This is a genomic window from Providencia sp. R33, assembly GCF_019343475.1.
In the GTDB taxonomy this organism is placed as follows: Bacteria; Pseudomonadota; Gammaproteobacteria; order Enterobacterales; family Enterobacteriaceae; genus Providencia.
In genome coordinates this window covers 802,683-827,842 of sequence record NZ_CP072453.1, presented here as the reverse complement: position 1 = coordinate 827,842, position 25,160 = coordinate 802,683, and the positions used below count along the sequence as shown (strand labels likewise).

Below are 25,160 nucleotides of genomic sequence, written 5' to 3'. Positions count from 1 at the left end.
TATTAATAAATGGTTATTTATGACTTTCGCAAGGATCTTTTATGTTTAAATTTCTAGGGAAATTAAGTGATATTGTTTCATCGTTAGCTGTTGCTGCGATTGTCATTATCACCATTCTTGCTGTATTCATGCGCTGGCTGCTTAATGACCCGCTAATGTGGAGTGAAGAGGTTCTCATCATTTGCTACATATGGTTAGTCATGATCGGTGCTGCTTCTGCCGCTGGAAAAAGGATGCATGTTAGCATTGATGCAATTACATCTCTTTTTCCTGAAAAAATACAATTATCTATCGCTGTAATAACGCATATTATGGCTATCGTTGCGTTATCTATTTTTGGCTATCTTGGCTATGAACTCTCTCTAATTGCCGAAGATAAGATCACCCCTATAATCGGCGTTTCTTATTATTACATCGACCTATCCGTTCCTATTGGTGCATCCATTATGGTGTTATTTTCCATTCAGCATTTATTGGAAGATATGAGCAAACTGATTAAAGGGGATAAACCATGTCAGTAGTTATCGCCTGTATTGTCTTAATTTTTTGTTTTCTAATTAATGTTCCAATTTTCTTAAGCGTATTAATCGCGTTGTTAACATACTTCTTTTCCGCTGGAGATATTTCGCCACTCATCGCTGTACAGCGTATTATTGGTGCCGGTGAAAACGTTACCTTACTCGCAATCCCATTTTTTATTTTGCTAGGTAACTTGCTAAATTACACTGGAATAACAAGCCGAATGTTGAAGTTTACTGGCACATTATCTGGTCACTATCCTGGCGGTTTGGCACAATCAAACGTTTTACTCAGTACAATGATGGGAGGGCTTTCTGCATCTAACCTTGCTGACTGCGCTATGCTGTCTAAAATGTTAGTACCAGAAATGACCAAATTAGGCTATGGAAAAAGCTTTTCAGCTGCCGTAACTGCAGCGGGTTCACTTATTACTCCAATTATTCCCCCAGGTATTGCCCTGATTATTTATGGTTTTGTTGCCGATGTTTCTATTGGCAAAATGTTTATGGCTGCCATTATTCCTGGCTTAATGTGTTGTGTCGCATTAATGGTTGCAATTTATCTTATTGCCAAAAAACGGGGTTATAAACCTGCTCGTGATAGAGCACCAACTTTTGCTGAAGTTTACCAAACAGGTAAAGGGGCAATCTCTGCCTTTTTACTAGTATTAGTCATTATCGGTGGTATTCGATTTGGTATTTTCACCCCAACTGAAGCAGGTGCTATCGCAGTATTATACGTCATCATTATTGGCACGTTCTTTTATCGTGAAATGAAATTAAAAGATATTGCTGCTTCATTCTTAGAAACTGCCCGCTCAACCGCAAGCATTATGTTAATTATCATGACTTGCTCTGCACTCGCGTGGGTGTTAACTAATGAGCAAGTAGCACAAGATGTTGCCAGAATGATGACAAGCTTCTCTGACAACCCTTACGTATTTTTAATGATAGTCAATGCCGTTTTATTAATTTTGGGGATGTTTATTGAAGGAAACGCCGCCATTATCGTACTTGTCCCATTATTAATGCCTACCGTTAAACTATTGGGAATTGACCCTATACACTTTGGTATCGTCATGATACTCAACCTAGCCATTGGTTGTTTAACGCCACCAATGGGGACAGTCATGTTTGTTGCGACTTCAATTACAGGCGTCCGCATTGCCGACTTTATTCGTGAAGTTATGCCACTCTTTTTTGCCTTAATTGTAGTTTTATTATTAGTTACATTCATGCCATTCTTCACCACATTTTTACCTAGTTTATAATTTACAACTCTTCTAAAGTGGTATCTAGATATAATTCTAGATACCACTTTTTACATTTATAATTTTCATAGCTTAATTAAAATAAAAACAATCAGAATTATTAATTTCAAAGTAATACAATTACAATTTGTAAAAATTTCGCAAATTCACTTTAAACTTAGCTCTTAACCCCCTAAAAAATAATCACGCCAATGACAAGAACATCAGAAATATTCACATTAATATCTTAATACTCAAAATACACTTATTATGTGTATTTTTTTATTTAAAAATAAAAATGCATTTTAATTATTTTCATCAACATACAAAAGACGACAATCTCATTTTATATTTTTTTGAATTTATATTTGAAAAATATAAGAACCATATCTAGCATGAAATAAGGTAGCTAATTATTAACAGGCTGCCATTCAAAGTTATATAACTTTATTCTACTTGACCTTAATGGGGTTAACTATGTCTAGATATATACTGCCTCTGTCTTTAGTTTCTTTATCTGTTATATCAGGTTCAGCACTCGCGGCGACAAATAGTCCTGGGGGTATTATTTCAATCTCCGGTGCTATCAGTGATACCACTTGTACCATTAATGGTGGTAATAGTGCTGATATGTCTATTGCCTTAGATCCAATTATTGCAACTGATGCAGGAACAACGGCAAATACAGTAATAACCAAAAACCAAAAAACATTTGCATTAACGTTTTCAAATTGTGCTCAAGTTGGCGTGGGTACACCTACTGGTACATTAAAACTGCACTTTTCATCCAGTAATATATCGCCTTCGGGCCTATATCTGGTGAATACCACAGTGAATGAAAATGACCCAACAGTTGCACGCAATGTGGGTTTTAGTTTGTCACAAACCACATCGCCAACCGTTGCTATCCCTTTAAATGCAACATTTGATACTACCCTTACCGCAGCAAACACTACCAGTGCGGCAGGTGCAACATTAAACCTGATTGCGAGTTATTATAAAACGAATGCAACCGCAGCCCAAGTTGGTGCATTGCAATCTAACGTCATTTATACAGTATCTTATTTATAAAAATAAATTGAAACCAGACTCAAATGGGTCTGGTTTTTTGGGGTGTTTATGCAAAATATATTAATGACAATTATCTTATTATTATTTCCACAATTGATATTTGCGAATGTTATCATCACAGGAACTCGAGTTATTTACCCCGAAAGTGCAGATAGCATTGCAGTGCAATTAACCAATAATAGTCAAACAGTTTCTCTTGTTCAGTCATGGATTGATAGTGGCGATGAAGACTCAACCCCCGAAAATTCAGATTCCCCTTTTTATCTATCGCCCCCTATTGTTAAAATTGAAGGTTTACAAGGGCAACAACTTAAAATTAAAAAAATAGATAAGGCGTTACCAAGCCATATTGAAAGTGCATTCTATTTAAATGTATTAGATATTCCTAAAACACCCAATACCGCTAAAGGTAAAAATACAATTCAGTTAGCCACACGGTCTCGAATAAAAGTTTTTTATCGTCCTATAGGATTAACCGAATCACCTGATGAGGTTATTAATAAAATTAATTACCAATTAAACAATAACACCCTATTAATAAAAAATAACTCGCAATATCACTTTACGGTTGCCGCACTGACAATAGCAAACGATAAAAAAAACTCACTGATTAATTCGGGAATGATACCGCCAATGTCCTCCCTTGAGTTTCCATTAAAACATACATTAAAAAACCGCGACCTTGTTTTAGTTTATGTCGATGATTATGGCGTTTTCAAATCTCACAATATTAAACTTTAAAAGAAGATATCATCGTGAAAAAAGAAAACTATCTCTATTTCCTAATTCTATTAGGCCTGCAAAGTTGTCTCAAAAACGCGATAGCGGATGAATTTGAGACATCCCTATTGGTCGGTAAATCCGCACAGGGCGATATTTCACGATTTTATACAGACAGTAAAATTCCTTCGGGTAAACAGTTAGCGGACCTTTATGTAAATAATAACTGGAAAGGCCAATTTGAAATTGAGGTTGATAATGACGGTAAGCTCATCAGCCTTTCTTCTGACGATGTTGAAAAATTAAATTTAAACTTATCACCGAGTGTGATTGAAAAAATTCAACAGCAAAACGTTATTCCTATTGATTCTTTAGTGCCAAATGTTCATTACAAATTCAATATCAATGAATTACGCCTCGACATGACTGTGCCCCAAGTGGCATTAAAACAATCCGAAGCCAACTATGTCGACCCGAGTTTATGGAATTACGGCGAACCCGCGATTATATTTTCTTATAATACAAACTATTACAGTTACAAAGAAAAGAAAAACACCAAAACCAGTAGTGATAATTTTTATGCAACACTCAATTCCGGTGTTAATTTAGGGGCATGGCAATTTAGGGACGAATCAAGTTATCGCAATAGTTCCCATGGTACGTCAAAATGGAAAAATAATACGCGTTATGCCTATCGGCCTATTAGCCAAATAAAATCGGGGGTTAAAGTCGGTGATTTTTACACCCCTGCGGCACTGTTTAACAGCCTACGTATTCGCGGAATTGCACTGGCGACCGAAATGGGAATGTACCCCAATTCGAGCCAAAATTTTGTTCCTATCATTCGCGGTGTTGCTCAGACCAACGCATTGGTTAGCGTGTATCAAAATAATAACTTGGTTTACCAAGAAAACGTCCCACCGGGTGAGTTCTCCTTTAACGACCTTCAACCCAGTGCAGGTGGGGGTGACTTATTTGTTGTCGTGCAAGAGGCTGATGGCCGCAAAGAAACCTTCACCGTCCCCTATTCTGCGGTTCCTGATATGCTTAAAGAAGGTATTTATACCTACAACCTTCTTGCTGGGAAAACAAAAATTGAAAGCACGCACTACCAGCCTAATTTTACACAAGGTGAGATACACTACGGCCTGAATAACCTCGTCACTCTCTATGCTGGCATGTTATTCAGTGAGAAATACTATTCCGGTGTTGTGGGAAGTGGTTGGAACTTTAGTTTTGGTGCCATTTCTGCCGATGTGACACACGCGAATGCAAAACTAGACGCTGGCTCTCAGAGTGGACAAAGTTACCGGCTGACTTACAGCAAATACATTAATTCAACCTCAACTAATTTAACGTTGGCGTCTTACCGTTACTCAACGAGCGGTTATTATAGCTTTATGGATTCTATCTACGCCCAAGATAACTATCGCGCGTGGAAATCTTATCAAGATGACCTCTCTCAACAACTGGGAAATGATGCACCTTCAGACCTATCATTAACCAATTTTGATGCCCTACGGGGGTCTCGCGCAAAAAATACCTTTACGTTGAATTTAAATCAACAACTCGCGGATGGCTATGGGTCTGTCTTTGTTTCTGGTACCCATCGCGATTATTGGAATACCCATGGCAGCAGCCGTGAATACCAAGCGGGCTATGCCAATAACTACAATGATGTGTCCTACAGCGTGTCGGTTTCGCGTATTCGTAATTATGATAATAAAGAAGAAACACGGGTGTATGCGAATGTCAGCGTGCCATTCTCTTTGTTTGAGAAACGCGCCAATATTAATCTAGGCAGTTACTTTACCGATTCACATTACCAACAAACAGCGTTGAGCGTTAGCGGCATTGCCGGTAAAAATGATCAAGTCAATTATACCGTGACGGCAACCAACCAAAGTGGTGGAAATAATTTAGTGGGTGCAAATGCCAGTTATCAACTGCCATCGACGACCCTGTCAGGTTCATATACCGAAGCCAATAACTACCGCCAAGCGGGTTTAGGGGCAAGGGGAACGGTGGTCGCCATTCCTGAACATATCGTATTTTCAGGAGAAACAGGCCAAACCTACACCATTATCGAAGCGCCGTTGGCCAATAACATGATGGTTAATTCAGATAAAACCACCCTCACCAATCAGCAAGGCGTTGTGTTGGTTGCGAATTCAACACCTTATCGAACAAATACCTATACCCTTTCTGATACCGACAAAACATCAGGTGCGGAAGTCCTCGGCAATATGGCCAATGTGAGCCCGTATCAAGGTGCCGTGAATTTTATCAAACTCGAAACAGACACGCGTCAAACTTACATATTCAGAGCGTCACTGGCTAATGGGGAGTCTCTACCATTTGGGACTGAAGTGAATAATGCACAACAACAAAATATTGGTTATGTAGGGCAATCTGGGGTGATTTACATCAAGAGCGATCAGTGGCCTTCAATCTTGTATATCAAGCTCAACCCTAAGGAAAAATCAGAGTGCGTGATTAAGGACCCCGTTAATACGATGGATAGAAACCGTAACTTTTGTCGATAAAGGACGCTATGATGAAAAAAACGCTATTGGCACTCCTCTTACCCGCATTATTACTCGCAAGCTATGATGTTGCTGCCAGTTGCAGTAATTTGGGAGAAAAAAATGTGCCGCCACTCAGTTTTGACATATCCACGGAACTCACAAGTACATCAACCACTGTCACCAAGTCAACTCGAACAGGATTCACAGGCCAATATACCTGCGAACCACCAGGGCTACTTTTGTCCAATTCAGTAGGCATTGATAGCCCATTTCGCCAATCTACAGTCGCGATTGGCTTTAATGGTGGGAAACAAGTGGTTTCCATCTCAGTCAGCGGTATTAGCCAATCAAGTGTGAATAATATTCCCCCGGGTACCTACCCCGCCTCTAATTTAGACACAAATTTTACGATTCAATTTAAATTACTCAGCAGCCCACCGGCAAATAATTATAAAGAAGTTGCAGGTAACAGTGTGTTAATCAGCCCAGTGATGATGGCAACGGATGTAACGGCATTAGGTCTTATCCCTTGGCTACTGCGCCTTGTCTCAGACTTGGTCACGTTTCTCTTAACCCTAAACTGGCCAACACATGCTGAGGATATGTTTTACCAACCGATGCAGTTAACCTATAACCCTATATTGACGACATGCAACTTTACTAACCAAGGCCTTGTCGTTTCACTTCCGCCTGTCAGTATCAATACTGTCAAAAATGCGACTCGAGCAGGCTACACCCCCTTTACGCTGAATTTCACCTGCAAAGATTTCCTCGCGGGTAGCACCGCTTCTCGCGATGTGTCTATGTTTTTATCCAGCGGTAGCTTACTGTCAAATGATAAAGCCACAATAAACAACACCCTCTCCCAAGGTGCTAAAGGTGTTGGTTTTCGGCTCGTCAAAACGGATAACCTCACCACCCCTTTGTTCCTTTCAGACAGTGTAACAGCACAAAATACCGCCACAAGTATTTTTACTGCCCTAAAAGGCAACCCCATTTCACCGTCCTTTTCCATCAATTTAGGGGCTTATTATTACCCTTATAACCCCAATATTGTTACTCAAGGAGCGGTATCTGGTACGGCAACCGTTGTAATGTCTTACAACTAAAAAAGGAAGCGAATGATGAAATACTTAGGGGGAATTATCTTATTGCTGATAAGTTTACAAACACCAGCGAGTCTCGTTTTGCAGGGAACTCGGGTTATCTTTCCCAGCGATAGAAAAATGGTTAGCATTCAGATCACTAATTACAGTGAACAACCGACGTTGACCCAAAGTTGGATAGATGAAGGGAATATTAATTCGACACCCGAAACAACCAATGCACCATTTATTGTCACGCCACCTATTAACAAAATAGCCGCAAATGATGGCGTTCAGCTGCGCATTCGTTTTCTTGGCAATAATTTACCCATGGATAGAGAGTCTGTTTATTATTTAAATGTGTTGGATATTGCGCCCAAACCTAAAAATACTCAGGGTATGAATACACTTCAGCTGGCGATTCAAACCCGGATCAAAGTGTTCTACCGCCCTATTTCGCTGTTACCCCTTCCAGATACATTATTGGATAGCGCTAAGTTTTATGCCAATGACGGGTTATTAACCGTGAATAACCCGACGCCTTATTTTCTTAGTATTGCCAATATTTACACTGCAAATAACGCCAATGATTCGATTGCTAAAAGTTTAATGATTGCACCATTTTCGACGCAGACAATCCCCTCGGGGAAAAAAGTGATTAATGGAGAGAATATTACAGTGGTTTATATTGATGATACTGGGCAACAAATTGCGTATCAAGCCAAGCTATAAATGCTGATGCTTCATCGCATTTATAGCCCAGCGATAGAAAGGCTATGATTGTGCGGTGACTTTAGGGCGAATAAATAACGCAGGTACAGCCAGTAAGGCCATCAAATAAAATACCACTCCATGATGAGCTGGCACTCGCTCATAAATATAACCGACAATAATCGTTAATACGGCTAAACCGCCACCCGTCGCCAATGCTGAATAGACGCCCTGCAATGGGATAATTTCATTTTCTTTACGTGCACTGATAAAACGCATTGCCGCAAGGTGACAAACAGTGAACGTTCCGCTGTGTAAAATCTGCACGATAATCAGCATAGGTAATGCGGTAAATGCCCCCATCATTCCCCAACGAATTATTCCGCAGAAAGCAGATAGCAATAACAAGTTACGCGCACTCCAGCGCCTAAATAAACGGTGGCTCAGCATAAAAACGATAACTTCTGCGACAACACCCAACGACCATAAGTTACCAATCACTAAATCTGAATAACCTGCTTCTTTCCAGAATAGAGAGGCAAAACCATAATAAGCTGCGTGAGCACCTTGCAATAAAGTCACACAAATCAGAAACCTGACCACATTTTTATCGGCAATCAGTTGTTTAAAGGTAACTTTATTACCATTGTCCGCTTTTGTGGCTCCCGATGGCAGAATTGCAGGCCTTAGCATTGCTCCCAATAATAAGGCTAAGCAACTGATAATCAAAGCAACCATGATTGATTTATGACCCCAGACACCTGCCAAATAGCCCATTAATGAAGAACCAATAATAAACGCTATCGAGCCCCAAACACGGATTTTGCCGTAATCAAACGTAAATTGCTTTTGCCATGTTCCTGCCAGTGAATCTCCTAAGGGAACCATAGGCGCGAAAAATAAGTTAAAGCCAATCATCACAAAAAGCAGCCATGCCCAATGTGAGCCGAAAGCAAAACCAATGGAGAATATTAAAGAAGATGCTGCCAGCAACCGCAATGCAGTAATTAATTTTGACGGTTCTTTAACTAATGGCGTGATAAACATCGCCCCAAGAAAACGAGCCGCAAGACCAACTCCCAGCAAAACACCAATCATTTCAGCATCAATTCCCTCACCTTGTAGCCAAACAGACCAAAATGGCAAGAAAATACTGTATGCAAAAAAGTAGGTAAAATAATCAATTGCTAGCCAGCGCGTTGATGGAATGACCATCATCCCTCCATTTTTTCAATGCAAAAAACCCGCTCATACTTAACAGTAGAAGCGGGTTTAGGTAACTAAAAGTTGTTATATTATGCGTAAACTGGGTATTTTTTGCAGATTGCTAATACTTTTTGTTTCACGCTCTCAATGGTCGCTTCGTCATTGAGGTTGTCTAGAATATCACACATCCAGCCAGCTAGCTCGCGCGCTTCTGCTTCTTTAAAGCCACGACGTGTAATTGCTGGGGAACCGATACGTACACCTGAAGTCACAAATGGGCTCTTCGGATCGTTTGGTACGCTGTTTTTGTTTACGGTAATATTTGCACGACCTAAAGCGGCATCAGCATCTTTACCCGTGATATCTTTGTCAACTAAATCAACTAAGAATAAGTGGTTCTCAGTTCCACCAGAGACAACTTTATAGCCGCGTTGTTGGAAAACTTCGACCATTGCTTTCGCATTTTTCGCAACTTGTTGTTGGTAAACTTTAAACTCGGGTTCCATAGCTTCTTTCAATGCAACTGCTTTACCTGCAATCACGTGCATTAAAGGACCGCCTTGGGAGCCTGGGAATACCGCTGAGTTGATTTTTTTGTACAGCTCTTCGTCACCGCCTTTCGCGAGGATCAAACCACCGCGTGGACCCGCTAACGTTTTGTGGGTTGTGGTTGTCACAACGTGAGCGTGTGGAACTGGGTTTGGATAAACACCTGCTGCAATCAGACCCGCAACGTGTGCCATATCAACGAATAAGTAAGCACCAATAGAGTCTGCGATTTCACGCATTTTAGCCCAATCAACCACGCCAGAGTACGCAGAGAAACCACCGATAATCATTTTAGGTTTATGTTTTTCAGCTTGCGCTTTGATATCGTCGTAGTCAATTTTACCGCTTTCATCGATACCGTAAGGGACGATGTTGTACAGTTTACCAGAGAAGTTAACTGGGGAACCGTGAGTTAAGTGGCCACCGTGCGCAAGGTTCATACCCAGCACAGTATCACCTGGTTGTAACAGTGCCATGTAAACTGCCGCATTCGCTTGTGAACCAGAGTGTGGTTGCACGTTTGCGTAGTCTGCACCAAATAATTCTTTTGCGCGGTCAATCGCTAATTGCTCAACCACATCAACGTACTCACAACCGCCGTAATAGCGTTTGCCCGGATACCCTTCTGCATATTTATTGGTTAGCTGAGAACCTTGAGCCTGCATGACTCGTGGACTTGTATAGTTTTCAGAAGCAATTAATTCAATGTGTTCTTCTTGACGTTGTACTTCTTGCTCCATTGCTTCCCATAATTTTGGATCATAGTCTGCAATATTCATTTCACGCTTTAACATTCGCTTCTCCTGCCTCAGCAATTCAATAGGTTGACAATCAATTCATCGCAATAGCACACAGTGTAAACTCTTTTTCGTTCTTGAGATAGCCCTAAAGAAAAAATATACGCAAACGATTGCATTAATTTTTTTCACGTCATTTAGCACTCTTTGCCTCATTATAAAATAGCCCAAATTTCAAATTTTGACGTATGAATATCTGGTATTGCGAGTCCCTTCTCATTATGTGTCTATTTTTGCCCTATTTTGTTTGTTTGCGTCTTTACAGATACCCTTAAATATTATAAGTTGTATTTAAAATACATGTTTATAAATAAACTTTATGTCTCTCAAAAAAAGTATAGGTTTTCGGGGCAAAATTCAGCTATATCGATGAAAACACAGTGTTATGTTTTTTGGTAGCTTAGAAAAAATGCCGGAACCCTTCCTGACTGAGAACATGAAAATAATTCAGGAGCACCTGTATGTTAGACAGCCAAACTATCGCCATTGTTAAATCAACCATTCCTGCTATCGCAGCCACTGGGCCTAAACTTACTGCGCATTTCTACGACAGAATGTTTAACCAACATCCTGAGTTAAAAGATATTTTCAACATGACCCACCAAGCTAATGGTGCACAACGTGAAGCGTTATTTAACGCGATTTGTGCCTATGCGGTTCATATTGAGACCCCAGAGGCTTTAATTTCCGCCGTTGAAAAAATAGCCCAAAAGCACGTCAGTCTAAATATCAAACCTGAACATTACCCGATCGTCGGTGAAAACTTACTGGCCGCCATTGATGAGCTACTCCATCCCGGCCAAGAAGTGCTTGATGCATGGGGGAAAGCCTACGGTGTATTAGCGGATATTTTTATTGGCCGTGAAGCCTCAATCTACCAAGAAAATGCAGACAAAAATGGCGGTTGGGAAGGTTTACGAGAATTTAAACTGAAGCAAAAACAGCCACAAAGCGATGTTATCACCAGCTTTGAGTTCGTTCCTGTTGATGGAAAACCTGTCGCAGGCTATCGCCCAGGTCAATACATCACGATTTATATTAACCATGATGGATTTGAAAACCAAGAGATCCGACAATACTCTCTGACAACTGCCCCTAATGGACAAAGTTACCGCATCGCAGTAAAACGCGAAGACCAAGGCGCGGTGTCTAATTTCTTACATCAACATATCAATGAGGGTGATAGCGTTCATTTAGCACCACCATGTGGCGATTTCTTTATTGATGTTGATAATCAAACCCCTGTCACACTAATTTCAGCAGGTGTTGGCCTAACGCCAATGTTGAGCATGTTAAATCACCTGACACAGCAAGGCCATGAAGCAACCATCAACTGGTTACATGCGGCGGAAAATGGTGCAGTTCATGCGTTTAACCACGAAATTGAGCAACTGATGGCAAAACAAAAAGCAGGCCATAGTGCAATTTGGTTTAATCAGCCCCGTGACAATGACCGCCTCGGCTTTGATTATCAATATGAAGGGTTAATGGATTTACAGAAAGTACGTGAATGGATTGACCAACCGAATATGCAATTCTATTTCTGTGGCCCAGTTGGCTTTATGCAGCACATTGGCCAGCAATTAATTTCAATGGGCGTTAATGCAGATGCGATTCATTATGAATGCTTTGGCCCTCATAAAGTGCTAACCCTAAATTAATAGATAAAAAAATGCTCTTCGAATAAGAAGAGCATTTCCTGAAACGTATCAGCCATAAAAAACTGTTCTAATGGCTAGGTGTTTGAAGTTTTTTCACAGCTTAGCGGTAACGGGCTCGCATAAAAACACACTGTTCTAATCCCATTCCTGTGTGTTTTACCGTTACCGCCTTTTAACCTTTTAGCAAAGGGTAAAAGGTTAAATCGCTTCCTCGTCCTGCTCTCCCGTACGAATACGGATCACACGAGCAACATCATAAACGAAGATTTTACCATCACCGATTTTACCGGTTTGCGCTGTTTGCATGATAGTTTCAACGCAGTTTTCCACGATATCGTCAGGGACAACAATTTCAATTTTAACTTTCGGTAAAAAGTCCACCATATACTCTGCACCACGATACAGCTCGGTGTGCCCTTTTTGACGACCAAACCCTTTCACTTCCGTGACCGTCATACCAGTGATCCCGACTTCTGCCAGTGCTTCACGAACATCATCAAGTTTAAATGGCTTTATAATTGCATCAATTTTTTTCATAAATAGTTCCTGTTATGACCAGTTCTTACGGCCAAAACCTGAGGTGATCGGATAACGGCGGTCTTTACCAAAATTCCGCATGGTAATACGCGGCCCAACAGGCGCTTGTCGGCGTTTATATTCGTTAAGATCGACCAAACGTACGACTTTGCGGACAATATCTTTATCGAAACCTAACTTGATAAGATCGTTAACGGATAAATCTTTTTCAACGTAACCTTCTAAGATAGCATCTAATACATCGTAAGGCGGTAAGCTATCTTGGTCTAACTGACCTGGCGCCAGTTCTGCTGATGGCGGTCTATCAATGACTCGCTGTGGAATTGCAGGTGAAAGCGTATTGCGATATTTAGCCAGTTCAAAAACCAGTGTTTTTGGCACATCTTTTAAGACATCAAAGCCGCCCGCCATATCACCATACAGCGTTGAATAACCGACCGCAGATTCGCTCTTGTTACTGGTTGTTAAGACTAAACGGCGGCGTTTATTAGACATCGCCATTAAGATAACAGCACGGCAACGTGCTTGTAAGTTTTCTTCAGTGGTATCAACCGCTGTCCCTTCAAACATTGGGCTTAACTGTGCCATGAAGGAATCAAACATCGGTTCGATAGAGACAATATCAAATTCCACGCCTAATAACTCGGCCTGTTCTTTAGCATCATGAATGCTCATTTCAGCAGTATAACGGAACGGCATCATCACCGCTTGTACACGTTCTTTACCAATAGCGTCTACCGCAATAGCAACGGTTAAACCAGAGTCTATCCCACCTGATAACCCAAGGATTGCACCATTGAAGCCATTTTTATTGATATAATCACGAGTCGACATCACTAAGGCTTGATATACCTGTGCGACGGGGTCATTTTCAATAAACACGCTGCCTTCGCTCACCAATTCCAACTCATCAAATTGTACCGTGACAACCTGTTCTTTGAATTCGGGCAGTTTAAAAGTTTGTTTGCCTTTATTTGCAATGACTTTCGAACCGCCATCAAATACTAATTCGTCTTGTCCACCTACTTGGTTAAGGTAAACGATAGGCATGTGAGTGCGTTGGCAATGATCAATCAGTAAATCACTACGGATATGTTCTTTGTGAATATCATATGGAGATGCATTGATAGTTAATAATAACTCAGCCCCTGCCCCTTTTACCGCATCAACAGGCTCGTCATACCAAATGTCTTCACAAATCAATAAGCCTAATTGATAGCCTTTAAATTCTACCACACAGGTTTTTTCAGCTGCACTGAAATAGCGTGGCTCATCAAAAACACCGTAGTTTGGTAGTTCTTGTTTAAAATAGCGAGCATGCAATTTCCCTTGGTAGAAGAAAGAAAGTGCATTGAAGATTTCATCCCCTTCATAACAAGGGTGACCGACAATAATCGCCGTTTCTGTACTCGCCTTTTGTAAACGTTCAAGCTGAGCTTCACATCTGTCTTCAAAATCTGCACGGAAAATTAAATCCTCTGGCGGGTAGCCCGTCAGAGACAGTTCTGAAAACATCACAATATCAGTTTGTGAGGCTTGTTCACTCACCACTTGCAACATACGATCGCAGTTACCTTCGATGTCACCGACTAACCAGTTAAGTTGTGCGAGTGAAATATTAAGCTTACGGCTCATAACGTGTTTCTTCTCCCGAAGCGTGAATACGGTTTACCTTGTCCACGTGGATTATATAGATAAATAATAGTTAATTATTCTTTAAAATCATTAGCTTCTAAATCGTGGCGACCAAGTAATTTATAAAACTCTGTACGATTTCGCCCTGCCATTCGTGCAGCTTGTGTGACATTGCCTTTTGTCATCTGCAATAACTTGCGTAAATAATTCAATTCAAATTGATTACGTGCTTCGACAAAGGTTGGCAATGCGGTATTTTCACCTTGTAGCGCTTGGCTGACAAGAGCTTCACTAATAACAGGGGATGTCGTTAACGCCACACATTGTTCAATCACGTTAACCAATTGACGTACGTTACCCGGCCAAGTTGCTGTCATTAGGCATTTCATCGCATCACTTGAAAAACTGCGCACAAAAGGCTTATGCCGAGACGCAGATTCCCTCAATAAATGATTTGCTAATAATGGAATATCTTCTGCACGTTCATTTAGCGCAGGAATACGTAAATTAACCACATTCAGACGATAGTAGAGATCTTCACGAAACTCGTTTTTTTCCATCGCTTTAGGTAAATTACGGTGCGTAGCAGATAGAATACGCACATCGATATCTAAATCGCGGTTGCTGCCTAATGGACGAACTTTGCGTTCTTGTAACACCCGCAATAATTTTACCTGTAAAGGCATTGGCATATCGCCAATTTCATCAAGAAACAGTGTGCCACCACTTGCCGCAAAAAATAGCCCTTCACGGTTACTCACTGCGCCCGTAAAGGCGCCTTTTGCATGGCCAAATAACTCAGATTCTAAAAGTTGTTCTGGTAATGCGCCACAGTTAATGGCGATAAATGGTTTACGTGCTCGAGGGCTTGCTTTATGAATGGCTTGCGCTAACACTTCTTTACCAGTCCCACTTTGGCCGTTAATCAGCACGCTAACATCCGACTGTGCCACCATATGGGCTTGTTCTAGAAGACGTATCATTAAGGGACTGCGGGTAACTATTCCTGAGCTCCACGCTTCATCACTCATGGGTGAGGAAGATAAAGCGAGAGCTTCATCGATGGCTTTATATAAAGCGTCTTTATCGACAGGTTTAGTTAAAAAACTAAACACGCCGCGCTGCGTAGCTGCTACAGCATCAGGGATTGAACCATGTGCCGTTAATATAATAACGGGCATATTAGGATGGGCTTTTTGCACTTCATCAAACAGTGCCATGCCATCCATTTCATCCATGCGCAAGTCACTTATCACTAAATCTAACTTTTCTTTCTGTAAGATTTTAAGTGCTTCAGGGCCACTTTCAGCGGTGGTGACTTTAAACCCTTCGCTACTTAGCCGCATTCCAAGTAACTTAAGTAAACTCGGGTCGTCATCAACGAGCAATAAACTTGCCGACTTACGGTTTGTCATTATTCGCGTTCTCCGATGAAGGTTTTTCTACAGGAGGCTCTGCGGGTTTTGCTGCTTCAGATGCGGTCTCTTTATCGCCTTCAACAACGCTTTCGACTTCTTTTTCCGTTTCATTGGTGCTTTTTTTCCGTGAGGAAAGTTGGCGCTCAATATCTGTTAAGTTTTCGAGTTTACGCGATGTTGTGTTCAGTTCAAAAGCCAGTTTAGCGTTGTCTTCTTTTAAGCGATCGAGCTTAGTGTCCATTTCTTGCTGTAGACGCTTATAACGCGCCCCAGCCTCAGAAAGGTTAATAATTTGCACTTGTTGCTCACGCCATAACTGTAATAACGGACGCACCGCAGTTGGAAAACTGAGGCTGTAAGTATTAATGCTATCAAGCATTTTGCGCCGTTCGGCAATTGTTGGGTCTGCTGAGTTCAACAATATATTTTGTTGGAATGCATCAGACCAATCTGTGACCGCTATTTTGCTTGCATTTTCACGCGCTTGTGACGTTTCTGTGCGATCTGCACAGTCCATCATACGCAACCAAAAGAGCGCATTTTCACGAGCGGCAGGTTGGTCATTATCCCAAATCGTATCGCATGATGCATAACGATAATCAGTGACTCTGACTTCTGGCACAACCACTTGTGTCAGTGTTTCCAGTGGTGATTGACCATTTTTTGCTACGCATCCGCTTAGGATAAGGGTAAAGAACACCGCTCCAAAGCTGAACCCTGTTCGTCTCATCACAAACGAGGTTTTTTGATTAAGTTTATTTGGCAGCGCCTTACGATAAAGCACCGTCAAAAAATCTGTAGACCGATTGACCATTATTCATTCTCTGCTGTTAGAGGCAGCTCAATTCTAAAACAGACATCTGCTGATTTATATGGGACTAATGAGAGTTCTCCGCCCATTTGTTTTATACAGTCTTGTGCAATACTTAAGCCCAATCCACTCCCTTTCACTGCACCTTTTCTTTGTAAGGTACCTTGGTAAAAAGGCTCAAAGATCATGCTTTGTTCAGACTCAGGAATTGGTGTACCTGTATTCGCAACTTCAATCAGCAATTTATTGCCTGTTTGACGACTCGTGATCCAAATATTACCTGATTCCCCGCCATAGTGCACCGCATTGGAGTAGATATTATCAATAACCCGCCCAAGTAAGGTGGGCTCAGCTAAACAGCTTTCGACTTTTAAACGGACTTCCGTTTTAATGTTTTTTGCCCTAGCAGGTAAATTGTGTGCATTAACAATATCTTCAATCAATTTCTGTAGGTCAACTAATTGCGCTTCTGGAGGGTCATCAACCAATTTACGATTATAATCGAGTAACTGCTCAATGAGTTGCTGAAGATGCTTACTGCTATGGTCGAGAATTTCAACGACTTCCCTTTGGGAATCAGTTAATGGCCCCGCAACTTCATCAGCAAGGAGTTCCGTTCCTTCTCGCATACTGGCGAGCGGCGTTTTTAACTCATGGGAAATGTGGCGTAAAAATTCATGGCGCTGAGACTCAAGCCAAGCTAGGCGCTCACTTAACCATATAATACGCTGCGCGATTGTTCGCAGTTCTCTCGGCCCTTTAAAGCGTTCAATATTACTGGCAAGCGTTCGCCCAGTACCAAGGCGGTTGATCATTCGTTCAATCACTTTGACGGGCCCGATAATCATTCGGGTAAATAAAGTCACAAGCAATGCGCTGAGCAGAAATAAAATCAAGCTTTGCCAGCCAAATAATTGGCCTTTGTTTGCGATGGCTTTTTGCAGTTGTTCCCCACGGCTAAAAATGACATCGCGAGTTTCTTGCACGAGAGCGGCGTTTTCTGTTGAGAATTGCTCTAAGGCTTGAGTGACTTTCGCAGTAGGCTCATTGTTTTCACATGTTACCGTTTTAAGCTGTACCAATGTTGCAGTGAGCTTTGAGGTGTCCGATGTTTGGGGCAAAATGGTTCTTTGCCTTTCAAACATTTGTTCATAATCGGCAAATTGTTTTTGATACTGGGTTTTCAACGTTGCGTCTTGCAATACGCAGTATTGCCGATAGCTTCGCTCCATTTCCAATGCGAGACTACTCATTACCTCACTGCGCCTTGCATCCAGTAAAGTAGTTTTATTGATATTTGCGGCTTGGTTACTCAGTTGTTCTAAGCTTTGATACGCCTGATATGCCAAAACCAATAATGGCAACAAGACGAGCCAAAATGCCATCACAACCAGTTGACGCAAGGATCGCGGGAAAAAACGCCATTTGCTCAATACATTCATCTCATACCCATTAAACGTCTTTCAATGGTAGCAGAACTCTCTCCCGCACGAAAAGGTGAATTCGGGTTCTGAGTTCCATAGCATAAAAATCAGGCTAACTATGACTTAATGTCTGCAATGAACGTGCCAACTTATTGTATAAAATGAGTATTTTCAGTGAGGTATACCCTAAAAGTGGATATTTTATTTTAGAATATTTATTAATATTCCCTAAATAATTCGGATTGCAGCTAGGCGCCAAGTGAAGATATCGCGGGGAACATACATAAGTATGTGACTCGCGTAGCTGAACGCAGGTAACAACGCTGCGGTTCGAAGTATGACAGGCATAGGGAGCATACATAAGTATGTGACTCACATAGCTGAACGCAGGTAACAACGCTGCGGTTCGAAGTATGACAGGCATAGGAAGGCGGAGTTAAGATATCGACCTTAACTCCGCCAGCGATGATTTACTACTTTTATAGGATTATGTCTTTACATTAAAGATAATCATATAGGTGGTGCCTCACTCCACGTGTCGCCCTGTGTTTGATAAGGCCCGAAGGCGAATATCTGTGCTGTTGGACGGTAGGCACCTTACTTTGGCGTCATTCTTGCTTTATGTGGTATGTACCCAACTATTTTTGGACCGACATAATAAATTGAATGAGCAACTGGATATTATTATGCACAACCCATGCCAACTTTTCAATTTATTTTTTATCTTACTGAATAATATAAGAATTTAATTTCTTACTTCTTTTGACTCTTTCTGAATAGGCTGAAACGGTTTATCCCATTCTTGGAATTGTCGCTAATTTAAGACACTCAAATACTTAATTTATAAATACCTTATTTATCATATAGATAAACGTCTCCTTTTGGAGACACTGCAAATAGGGCTTTGTCGCTAATTTTAGACACACCGTAAATTTTGTACTAAAAACAATCGTTCCAGATGACTTTACCGTTAAAATACATTAACAATTGTTATAATTTATATTAAAAAATAAAATAAATAAAAACCCAAAAAAAACCTAAATTTTCATTTAATAACAAATAAATATATCAAAATTACATTAAATATAAAAATGTTTGTTATTTTTAATAAATAAGCAATACTTAACATTGAGTGTATTTATTAGATTTTCTTTTAACTTATTCTAGGAGTTTTTATGTTAAACACGGCGACACCAATAGAGAATAAATTCGACGAACTCAGAGCAAGCCAACACGTATTACAACAAGCTATCGGTTATGCTTATCAAGCTGCATTACGAGCCGCTGTACAACTCAATCTTGCCGAGCACCTAGCAAACTCCCCCAAAACAGCACAACAATTAGCACAAGAAACGGGGGGCAGTGAAAGAACACTACACCAAATACTACGCCTACTTGCGAGTCGCCAAATATTTGAATCACTCAGTGACTCACGGTTTGGACTCAACTCACAGGCTCAATTTCTTCTGGCAGACCATCCATTTTCATTACGTCAAGCAGTGTTAATGCTGACAGACCAAACCTTTTGGATGCCTCTTTATCAGTTACGTGATACGGCATTAAAGCAACCTGTATTTGAAAATTTATTTGGTAATACTTTTTTTGAGTATTGGGAAAAAAATGCTGACTTGCCTGATAACTTCCATAATGGCATGTCATCAATGTCGGCAATAGAAAACCATTATATTGTGAAACACTATGATTTTCCTAAAAATGCAGTAGTTGCTGATATCGCAGGGGGGTTTGGAAGCTTATTACTTGAAGTTCTTAAACAAAATCCGTCAACAAAAGGCATTTTGTTCGATAGAGAACATGTTGTAAAAAATCATGTTTTACATGAATTAGGGGATGATCCTCGCTGGACACTTTGCCCAGGCTCATTTTTTGAAAAATGCCCAGAAGCAGACGTTTTTTTACTAAAATACATCAGCCATGATTGGCCTGATGAGAAAGTCGTCACTATCTTAAAAACTATTCGCAACGCCATGAAAGATACCTCACGGTTACTTTTAGTTGACTGTATTATTGATGAAGACGATATCCCCTACTTCGCAAAGGAACTCGATTTACTTTGTATTCAGTTCTCTCCTGATGCAGGTGGGCATACTAAGGCTGAATTTGAAGCGCTTTTTGCCCAAGCAGAATTAAAACTTAATCGTATTATTAGCACTGATTCACACACTAGCATTATCGAGTTATCCATTAATTAAGTAAAAAATAACCGCTATAGCTTCAAGCAATAAAATATTATCCTTCCATTTTATTGCTTTTTCACTTTCTATAAGTGCCAGTTATTCGTTCATATTTATGGTTTCATACTCTGCTTTCCTGATGAATATCAGAATTCTAAATGATGTTAGTAGCTTATCCCTGCTCATCTTGATATAAGATTTCTCAATACCCTACTCATCACAGAATATAACAACATGATAAAAATCGCCTTAGTTGATGACCACGTTGTTGTGCGCTCTGGTTTCGCACAATTACTGACCCTTGAGCCCGATATTTCCGTTGTTGGGCAGTATGCTAGTGCCCAAGAAGCATTGCCAAATCTTCTGAATTTAGAGATTGATGTCGCCATTATGGATATTTCAATGCCAGATGAAAATGGCTTGCAGCTGTTATCACGGCTTCGCCAAAAAAAACCTGACTTTAGAACGATTATTCTTAGCATTTATGATACTCCTGCGTTTGTACAAAGTGCATTAGACGCTGGGGCAAGTGCTTATTTAACCAAACGTTGTGGGCCAGAAGAATTAGTGCAAGCGGTACGTTCTGTTCACCAAGGGGGCTGCTATTTATGCGCAGACGCCATGCGAGCCCTGCGCCATTCTCCGCAACAGCACCAAGGCATGCAAGAATTAACGCCTCGGGAGCGGGAAATTTTTGATTTATTGGTTGCGGGCCTTAGCGTTAAAGTGATTGCAGAACAACTCGAACTTAGCCATAAAACAGTGCATGTCCATCGCGCTAATGTGCTTGGTAAATTGCAATGCGAAAACACTATTGATCTTGTGCACTACGCGTTAGAACATAACCTTATTTCAAGGTCTTAATGGCATGAGTAAAAGCCTGCGTTTGACACTCCAATCCATTTTTCTGCTCTTTACCTATTCATTGTTGTGGATTGGGCTGTGGATCATTGGCTTTTATTTAAGTGAAAATAGCTTTCAGGCAACCTTGTTTTTACCCCAAGGGTTGCGTCTTGCATTAATGATCATTCTGTGGCGACGTTATTGGCCTACTTTGCTACTTAGCGAAGGCATTTTGAATTTTTGGTTGTCTGGGGAGCAACTGCTTTTTCAACCAATTTTACTACTATCTCCACTATTAAGCCTTAGTGTAGCTTTTGTTATTCAAGATATTTGGTGGCGCTATACCCTATATTGGCAACGATTATTGTTATTGCTGGCGGGTGTTGCTGCAAACAGTGTCTTGCACGCATTACTGTTTGGTTGGCTATCATCCTATTCCATTAGCCAACTCTTTTTAACGACATTCACGGGGGGAATATTATTATCTCCATTTGTTTATCTTATCTATGAATATCTCCATGAGCAGCACTACCAAATGTTGCTTGATTATGGAACTCCAGATAAACAGTTACGCACCTCATTGATTGTTTGGTGTTTCTTATTTTGCGTGGTAGGGCTTAGCGCCCAAGTCTTTTTTGCCCCCGAAATTGAACGTTTGATTGTTTTACTGGTGTTTATCCCCAATGTGTTTATGGCTTACCGCTATGGCTGGCAAGGCGGTGTGCTTTCGGCATTATTAGGGAGTTTAATTATTACTTTTGCTCGGCAATTTCACGGCGCGTTTGCAGACTTAGAAGAACTGGAAATGTTCCTCAGTACTCAAGCGTTGATCGGGATTGGCTTAGGTATAGCCATTAGCCGACAAAAACAGCTCGCTAGTAACCTACAGCGCTATCGACAACGTTTAGAGCAAGAGTTAAAAGCACGGCGCGACCTGATGCGCCAGCTAGTTCATACTGAGGAAGACATCAAAAAAGCCATCGCTCGCGAATTGCATGATGAAATTGGGCAGAATATTACCGCCATTCAAATTCAGTCTATGTTAGTGAAAAAAACGGCGCCAGATTCATTAAGCCACCAAGCGGCAAGTCAAATTAATGAACTTGCCCAGCAAATTCACCAGTCGACTCGCCAGCTGTTACGTCAATTACGCCCACCCGTATTGGATGAAATGTCCCTTGAGGATGCACTTACCCATCTTATCGCCGAGTTTTCATTTCCCGAAAATAATATTCAATGCCACTTTCGTTATGCTCTGCAAGAAACACCTGTTAATGAAACCGTTCTGTTTACGTTATACCGTCTTGTTCAGGAATTACTAAACAATATCAGTAAGCACGCGAAAGCCACACAAATCCACATCTCTCTTGAGCAACTGGGTGACTCGATCCAGCTTATTGTTGATGATAATGGCGTGGGCATTCCTTTTAGCAAACGCACCAGTGGCTTCGGTTTGCGCGGTATTGAAGAGCGCGTTAGAGCCCTCGGTGGGGATTGGACACTCACCACGCAAAACGGCACGCAAATAATTGTTAACTTGCCCACATTTTGAGATAAAACATCGCAAAACTAGGAATTATTCTTAGTCCTCTAATACCTTCTCTCATCCCTTTTGTTAAAAACTTGATTACATTTTGCCAAACACGAGAAACACCATCATGACAGGTAAAAATACGTTGGATCTGGATAGCACTTATCGTTTTTGGCGTCGCCGACTGATGTTATTCATGATTGTTGGCTATGCCACTTTTTATCTAACACGAAAGAGCTTCAATTTCGTGATGCCTGTTATGCAAAGCGAATTGCTGCTCGACAAAAGTGATATTGGCTGGATTGCTACCGCGTTTTATCTGACGTATGGCATTTCGAAATTTTTATCTGGTATTTTCCACGATATCACAGGCTACCGCTGGTTTATGGGGGTGGGTCTTGTGATGACGGGGCTGCTGAATATCATTTTTGCCTATTGTTTATCGTTCCCTGCTCTCTTGTTGGTTTGGACGCTAAACGGGTTTTTCCAAGGTTGGGGATGGCCACCTTGTGCACGAATTCTGACTCACTGGTATTCACGCAATGAACGTGGTTTCTGGTGGGGCTTATGGAATATATCCATTAATCTCGGTGGCATGCTGCTGCCTTTGCTCACCGCGTTGTTAGCAACGCAATACAGTTGGCAAATGGCATTAATAGTGCCTGGTGTGATTGGTCTGGTCGTTGGGCTTTGGTTGTGCGGCCAATTACGGGGCACACCACAAGAAGAGCAACTCCCCAGTGTTGGGCAATGGCGTCAAGATCTGCTGGAACTACGCCAAGAGCGTTTATCTCCTCCCATGCCAATGTGGGTGATTTTAAAAGACGCGATTGTTTTCAACCGAATGATTTGGTTATTAGGTTTCTCCTATATTTTGGTTTATCTCATTCGTATGGCGATAAACGATTGGGGAAATCTCTGGTTAACAGAAACACACGGCACCAATTTACTCAGCGCCAACGCAACATTGTCGTTATTTGAATTAGGTGGGCTGCTTGGCGCACTGTGCTCAGGATGGGGCTCTGATATTTTGTTTCGCGGGCAGCGGGCGCCAATGATTTTGCTGTTTTCATTGGGGTTGTGTATCTCAGTCAGCGCTTTGTGGCTTACCCCTATTCATCATTACGCTTTATTAGCGGTGTGTTTTTTTGCTATCGGCTTTTTTGTTTTTGGACCACAAATGTTAATCGGTCTCGCTGCAACAGAATATTGTCATAAAAAAGCAGCGGGAGCGGTAACGGGTTACCTTGGGTTGTATGCCTATTTAGGGGCGGCAATTGCAGGGTGGCCGCTCTCTCAAGTCATCGCACATTACGGTTGGTCTGGGATGTTTACCTTACTAGCTAGTGCCGCTGCCTTGATGGGGCTACTGCTTATGCCGCTTTTAATTGCGAATGTTAGCAAGCGAGAGCACATGGCAGGATCTGTTTCACCCTCTGATAATTAAAATCTGATAAAGGATTGAAAATGAAACTGAAAACTCTCTCTACTCTAATCGCAGCAGGTTTATCCCTCGCCGCAATTTCAACCACTGCAAGTGCGGCGGGTCGCCTTGTGGTTTACTGTAGCGCAACCAACGCAATGTGCGAAACAGAAACCCAAGCATTCGCTAAAAAATATGATGTAAAAACTACGTTTGTACGTAACGGTTCAGGGAGTACTTTAGCTAAAATCGAAGCTGAAAAACGTAACCCACAAGCAGACGTGTGGTATGGCGGTACGTTAGACCCACATTCACAAGCGGGAGAAATGGATTTACTTGAGCCATACAAATCACCGAAACTCGCTGAGATCATGCCACAATTCCAAGACCCTGCTAAACGCAAAGGTAACTACTCATCTGCGGTTTACATCGGAATTTTAGGTTTTGGTGTGAATAAAGATCGCTTAAAAGAAAAAGGCTTACCAATTCCAACTTGCTGGAAAGATTTAATCAAACCTGAATACAAAGGCGAAATTCAAATCGCTGACCCACAAAGTTCAGGGACTGCGTATACCGCATTAGCCACGTTTGACCAACTTTGGGGTAACGAGCAAGCCTTTGATTACTTGAAAAAACTAAACTCAAATATCTCTCAATACACCAAATCAGGTATTGCCCCAGCACGTAACGCAGCGCGTGGCGAATCCGCGATTGGTATCGGCTTCTTACATGATTATTCATTAGAAGTGGAAAATGGTGCGCCATTAGAATTAATCGCACCTTGTGAAGGTACGGGTTATGAAATCGGCGGGATCAGTATCCTGAAAAATGCCCGTAACATGGACAACGCTAAACTGTTCGTGGATTTCGTGCTGTCTAAAGAAGCTCAAGAACTGAGCTGGAAAGAAGGTAAATCTTACCAAATCCTCACCAATACCACGGCTGAATCATCACCAATTTCGTTAAAACTGAATGACCTGAACCTGATTAATTACGATATGGATAAATACGGCGACGCCGATGTCCGTAAGAATTTAATCAACAAGTGGGTTACTGAAGTCAAAATGAGTAAATAACCACCCTGTGCGGCGTGAATGCGCCGCACTGAGCACTTACTTAACTAAAATAAAAATTCATTTAATTAAGCTCTAAATTATTCGTGTTGTTAAGGTTTGGCTGAGCGAAGCCAACACCGTGACAGCGCAAAATATAACTAGATAAAAATTCTAACTATTATCATTAAGCTCTAA

General features: G+C 41.2%; 20 protein-coding genes. 13 read left to right on the top strand and 7 right to left on the bottom strand.

What is annotated here, in order from left to right; genetic code table 11:
* Positions 1-41 precede the first annotated feature (41 nt).
* The 7 genes from J6836_RS03835 to J6836_RS03805 all read left to right on the top strand — a co-directional run bounded on the left by J6836_RS03835 (position 42) and on the right by J6836_RS03805 (position 7,904).
* Positions 42-521, top strand: a complete 480-nt coding sequence (locus J6836_RS03835; RefSeq protein ID WP_219246999.1) for a TRAP transporter small permease — start codon at positions 42-44, stop codon at positions 519-521.
* Positions 512-1,789: a TRAP transporter large permease gene (locus J6836_RS03830; RefSeq protein ID WP_219246997.1), complete on the top strand. Its 1,278-nt coding sequence runs from the start codon at positions 512-514 to the stop codon at positions 1,787-1,789. Before J6836_RS03835 ends, J6836_RS03830 begins: the two co-directional genes overlap by 10 nt.
* Positions 1,790-2,245: 456 nt before the next feature.
* Positions 2,246-2,839 carry a fimbrial protein gene (locus J6836_RS03825; protein ID WP_219246995.1) on the top strand — a complete coding sequence of 198 codons (594 nt, stop codon included), beginning with the start codon at positions 2,246-2,248 and terminating at the stop codon, positions 2,837-2,839.
* 48 nt (positions 2,840-2,887) lie between these two features.
* Positions 2,888-3,580 (top strand): fimbrial biogenesis chaperone, encoded by a 693-nt coding sequence (locus J6836_RS03820; RefSeq protein WP_219246992.1) that lies wholly within the window; start codon positions 2,888-2,890, stop codon positions 3,578-3,580.
* Positions 3,581-3,594: 14 nt separating this feature from the next.
* Positions 3,595-6,105: a fimbria/pilus outer membrane usher protein gene (locus J6836_RS03815; protein ID WP_219246990.1), complete on the top strand. Its 2,511-nt coding sequence runs from the start codon at positions 3,595-3,597 to the stop codon at positions 6,103-6,105.
* Positions 6,106-6,113: 8 nt separating this feature from the next.
* Entirely contained in the window at positions 6,114-7,196 is a 1,083-nt protein-coding gene (locus J6836_RS03810; RefSeq protein WP_336432751.1) for a fimbrial protein, read from the top strand.
* A 12-nt stretch (positions 7,197-7,208) separates the two neighbouring features.
* Positions 7,209-7,904, top strand: coding sequence for a fimbrial biogenesis chaperone (locus J6836_RS03805; RefSeq protein ID WP_255586315.1), 696 nt, complete (start codon positions 7,209-7,211; stop codon positions 7,902-7,904).
* A gap of 42 nt (positions 7,905-7,946) precedes the next feature.
* Here the strand turns inward: J6836_RS03805 and J6836_RS03800 are convergent, their stop codons facing one another.
* Together J6836_RS03800 and glyA are read right to left on the bottom strand one after the other, a co-directional pair.
* The gene (locus J6836_RS03800; protein ID WP_219249357.1) at positions 7,947-9,098 is read right to left on the bottom strand and encodes a 3-phenylpropionate MFS transporter; all 1,152 of its coding nucleotides are present in this window, start codon (positions 9,096-9,098) and stop codon (positions 7,947-7,949) included.
* A gap of 80 nt (positions 9,099-9,178) precedes the next feature.
* On the bottom strand, positions 9,179-10,432 hold the full coding sequence (gene glyA / locus J6836_RS03795; RefSeq protein WP_219246988.1) for a serine hydroxymethyltransferase: 1,254 nt from the start codon (positions 10,430-10,432) through the stop codon (positions 9,179-9,181).
* 464 nt (positions 10,433-10,896) lie between these two features.
* On the opposite strand from glyA, the gene hmpA reads away from it, so the two are divergent.
* Positions 10,897-12,096: an NO-inducible flavohemoprotein gene (hmpA, locus tag J6836_RS03790; RefSeq protein WP_219246986.1), complete on the top strand. Its 1,200-nt coding sequence runs from the start codon at positions 10,897-10,899 to the stop codon at positions 12,094-12,096.
* A gap of 198 nt (positions 12,097-12,294) precedes the next feature.
* On the opposite strand, the gene glnB is transcribed toward hmpA, so the two are convergent.
* The 5 genes from glnB to J6836_RS03765 all read right to left on the bottom strand — a co-directional run bounded on the left by glnB (position 12,295) and on the right by J6836_RS03765 (position 17,939).
* Positions 12,295-12,633 (bottom strand): nitrogen regulatory protein P-II, encoded by a 339-nt coding sequence (gene glnB / locus J6836_RS03785; protein ID WP_004912721.1) that lies wholly within the window; start codon positions 12,631-12,633, stop codon positions 12,295-12,297.
* Between the two features lie 12 nt (positions 12,634-12,645).
* Complete coding sequence (locus J6836_RS03780; protein WP_219246984.1) at positions 12,646-14,268, bottom strand: NAD+ synthase; 1,623 nt, start codon at positions 14,266-14,268, stop codon at positions 12,646-12,648.
* 74 nt (positions 14,269-14,342) lie between these two features.
* Positions 14,343-15,683 (bottom strand): two-component system response regulator GlrR, encoded by a 1,341-nt coding sequence (gene glrR / locus J6836_RS03775; RefSeq protein WP_219246981.1) that lies wholly within the window; start codon positions 15,681-15,683, stop codon positions 14,343-14,345.
* Entirely contained in the window at positions 15,670-16,500 is an 831-nt protein-coding gene (gene qseG, locus J6836_RS03770) for a two-component system QseEF-associated lipoprotein QseG (RefSeq protein WP_219246979.1), read from the bottom strand. The genes glrR and qseG overlap by 14 nt, the downstream gene beginning before the upstream one ends.
* A complete protein-coding gene (locus J6836_RS03765; protein WP_219246977.1) occupies positions 16,500-17,939 on the bottom strand; it encodes a sensor histidine kinase in 1,440 nt (479 codons plus the stop codon). The genes qseG and J6836_RS03765 overlap by 1 nt, the downstream gene beginning before the upstream one ends.
* A gap of 1,157 nt (positions 17,940-19,096) precedes the next feature.
* Here J6836_RS03765 and J6836_RS03760 point away from each other — a divergent pair.
* The 5 genes from J6836_RS03760 to J6836_RS03740 all read left to right on the top strand — a co-directional run bounded on the left by J6836_RS03760 (position 19,097) and on the right by J6836_RS03740 (position 24,986).
* Entirely contained in the window at positions 19,097-20,131 is a 1,035-nt protein-coding gene (locus J6836_RS03760; protein ID WP_219246975.1) for a methyltransferase, read from the top strand.
* 216 nt (positions 20,132-20,347) lie between these two features.
* Positions 20,348-20,977 (top strand): response regulator transcription factor, encoded by a 630-nt coding sequence (locus J6836_RS03755; RefSeq protein WP_219246973.1) that lies wholly within the window; start codon positions 20,348-20,350, stop codon positions 20,975-20,977.
* A 4-nt stretch (positions 20,978-20,981) separates the two neighbouring features.
* Positions 20,982-22,508 (top strand): MASE1 domain-containing sensor histidine kinase, encoded by a 1,527-nt coding sequence (locus tag J6836_RS03750; RefSeq protein WP_219246971.1) that lies wholly within the window; start codon positions 20,982-20,984, stop codon positions 22,506-22,508.
* Between the two features lie 106 nt (positions 22,509-22,614).
* A complete protein-coding gene (gene uhpC / locus J6836_RS03745) occupies positions 22,615-23,934 on the top strand; it encodes an MFS transporter family glucose-6-phosphate receptor UhpC (RefSeq protein ID WP_219246970.1) in 1,320 nt (439 codons plus the stop codon).
* A 20-nt stretch (positions 23,935-23,954) separates the two neighbouring features.
* On the top strand, positions 23,955-24,986 hold the full coding sequence (locus J6836_RS03740) for an ABC transporter substrate-binding protein (RefSeq protein WP_219246968.1): 1,032 nt from the start codon (positions 23,955-23,957) through the stop codon (positions 24,984-24,986).
* Positions 24,987-25,160 lie beyond the last annotated feature (174 nt).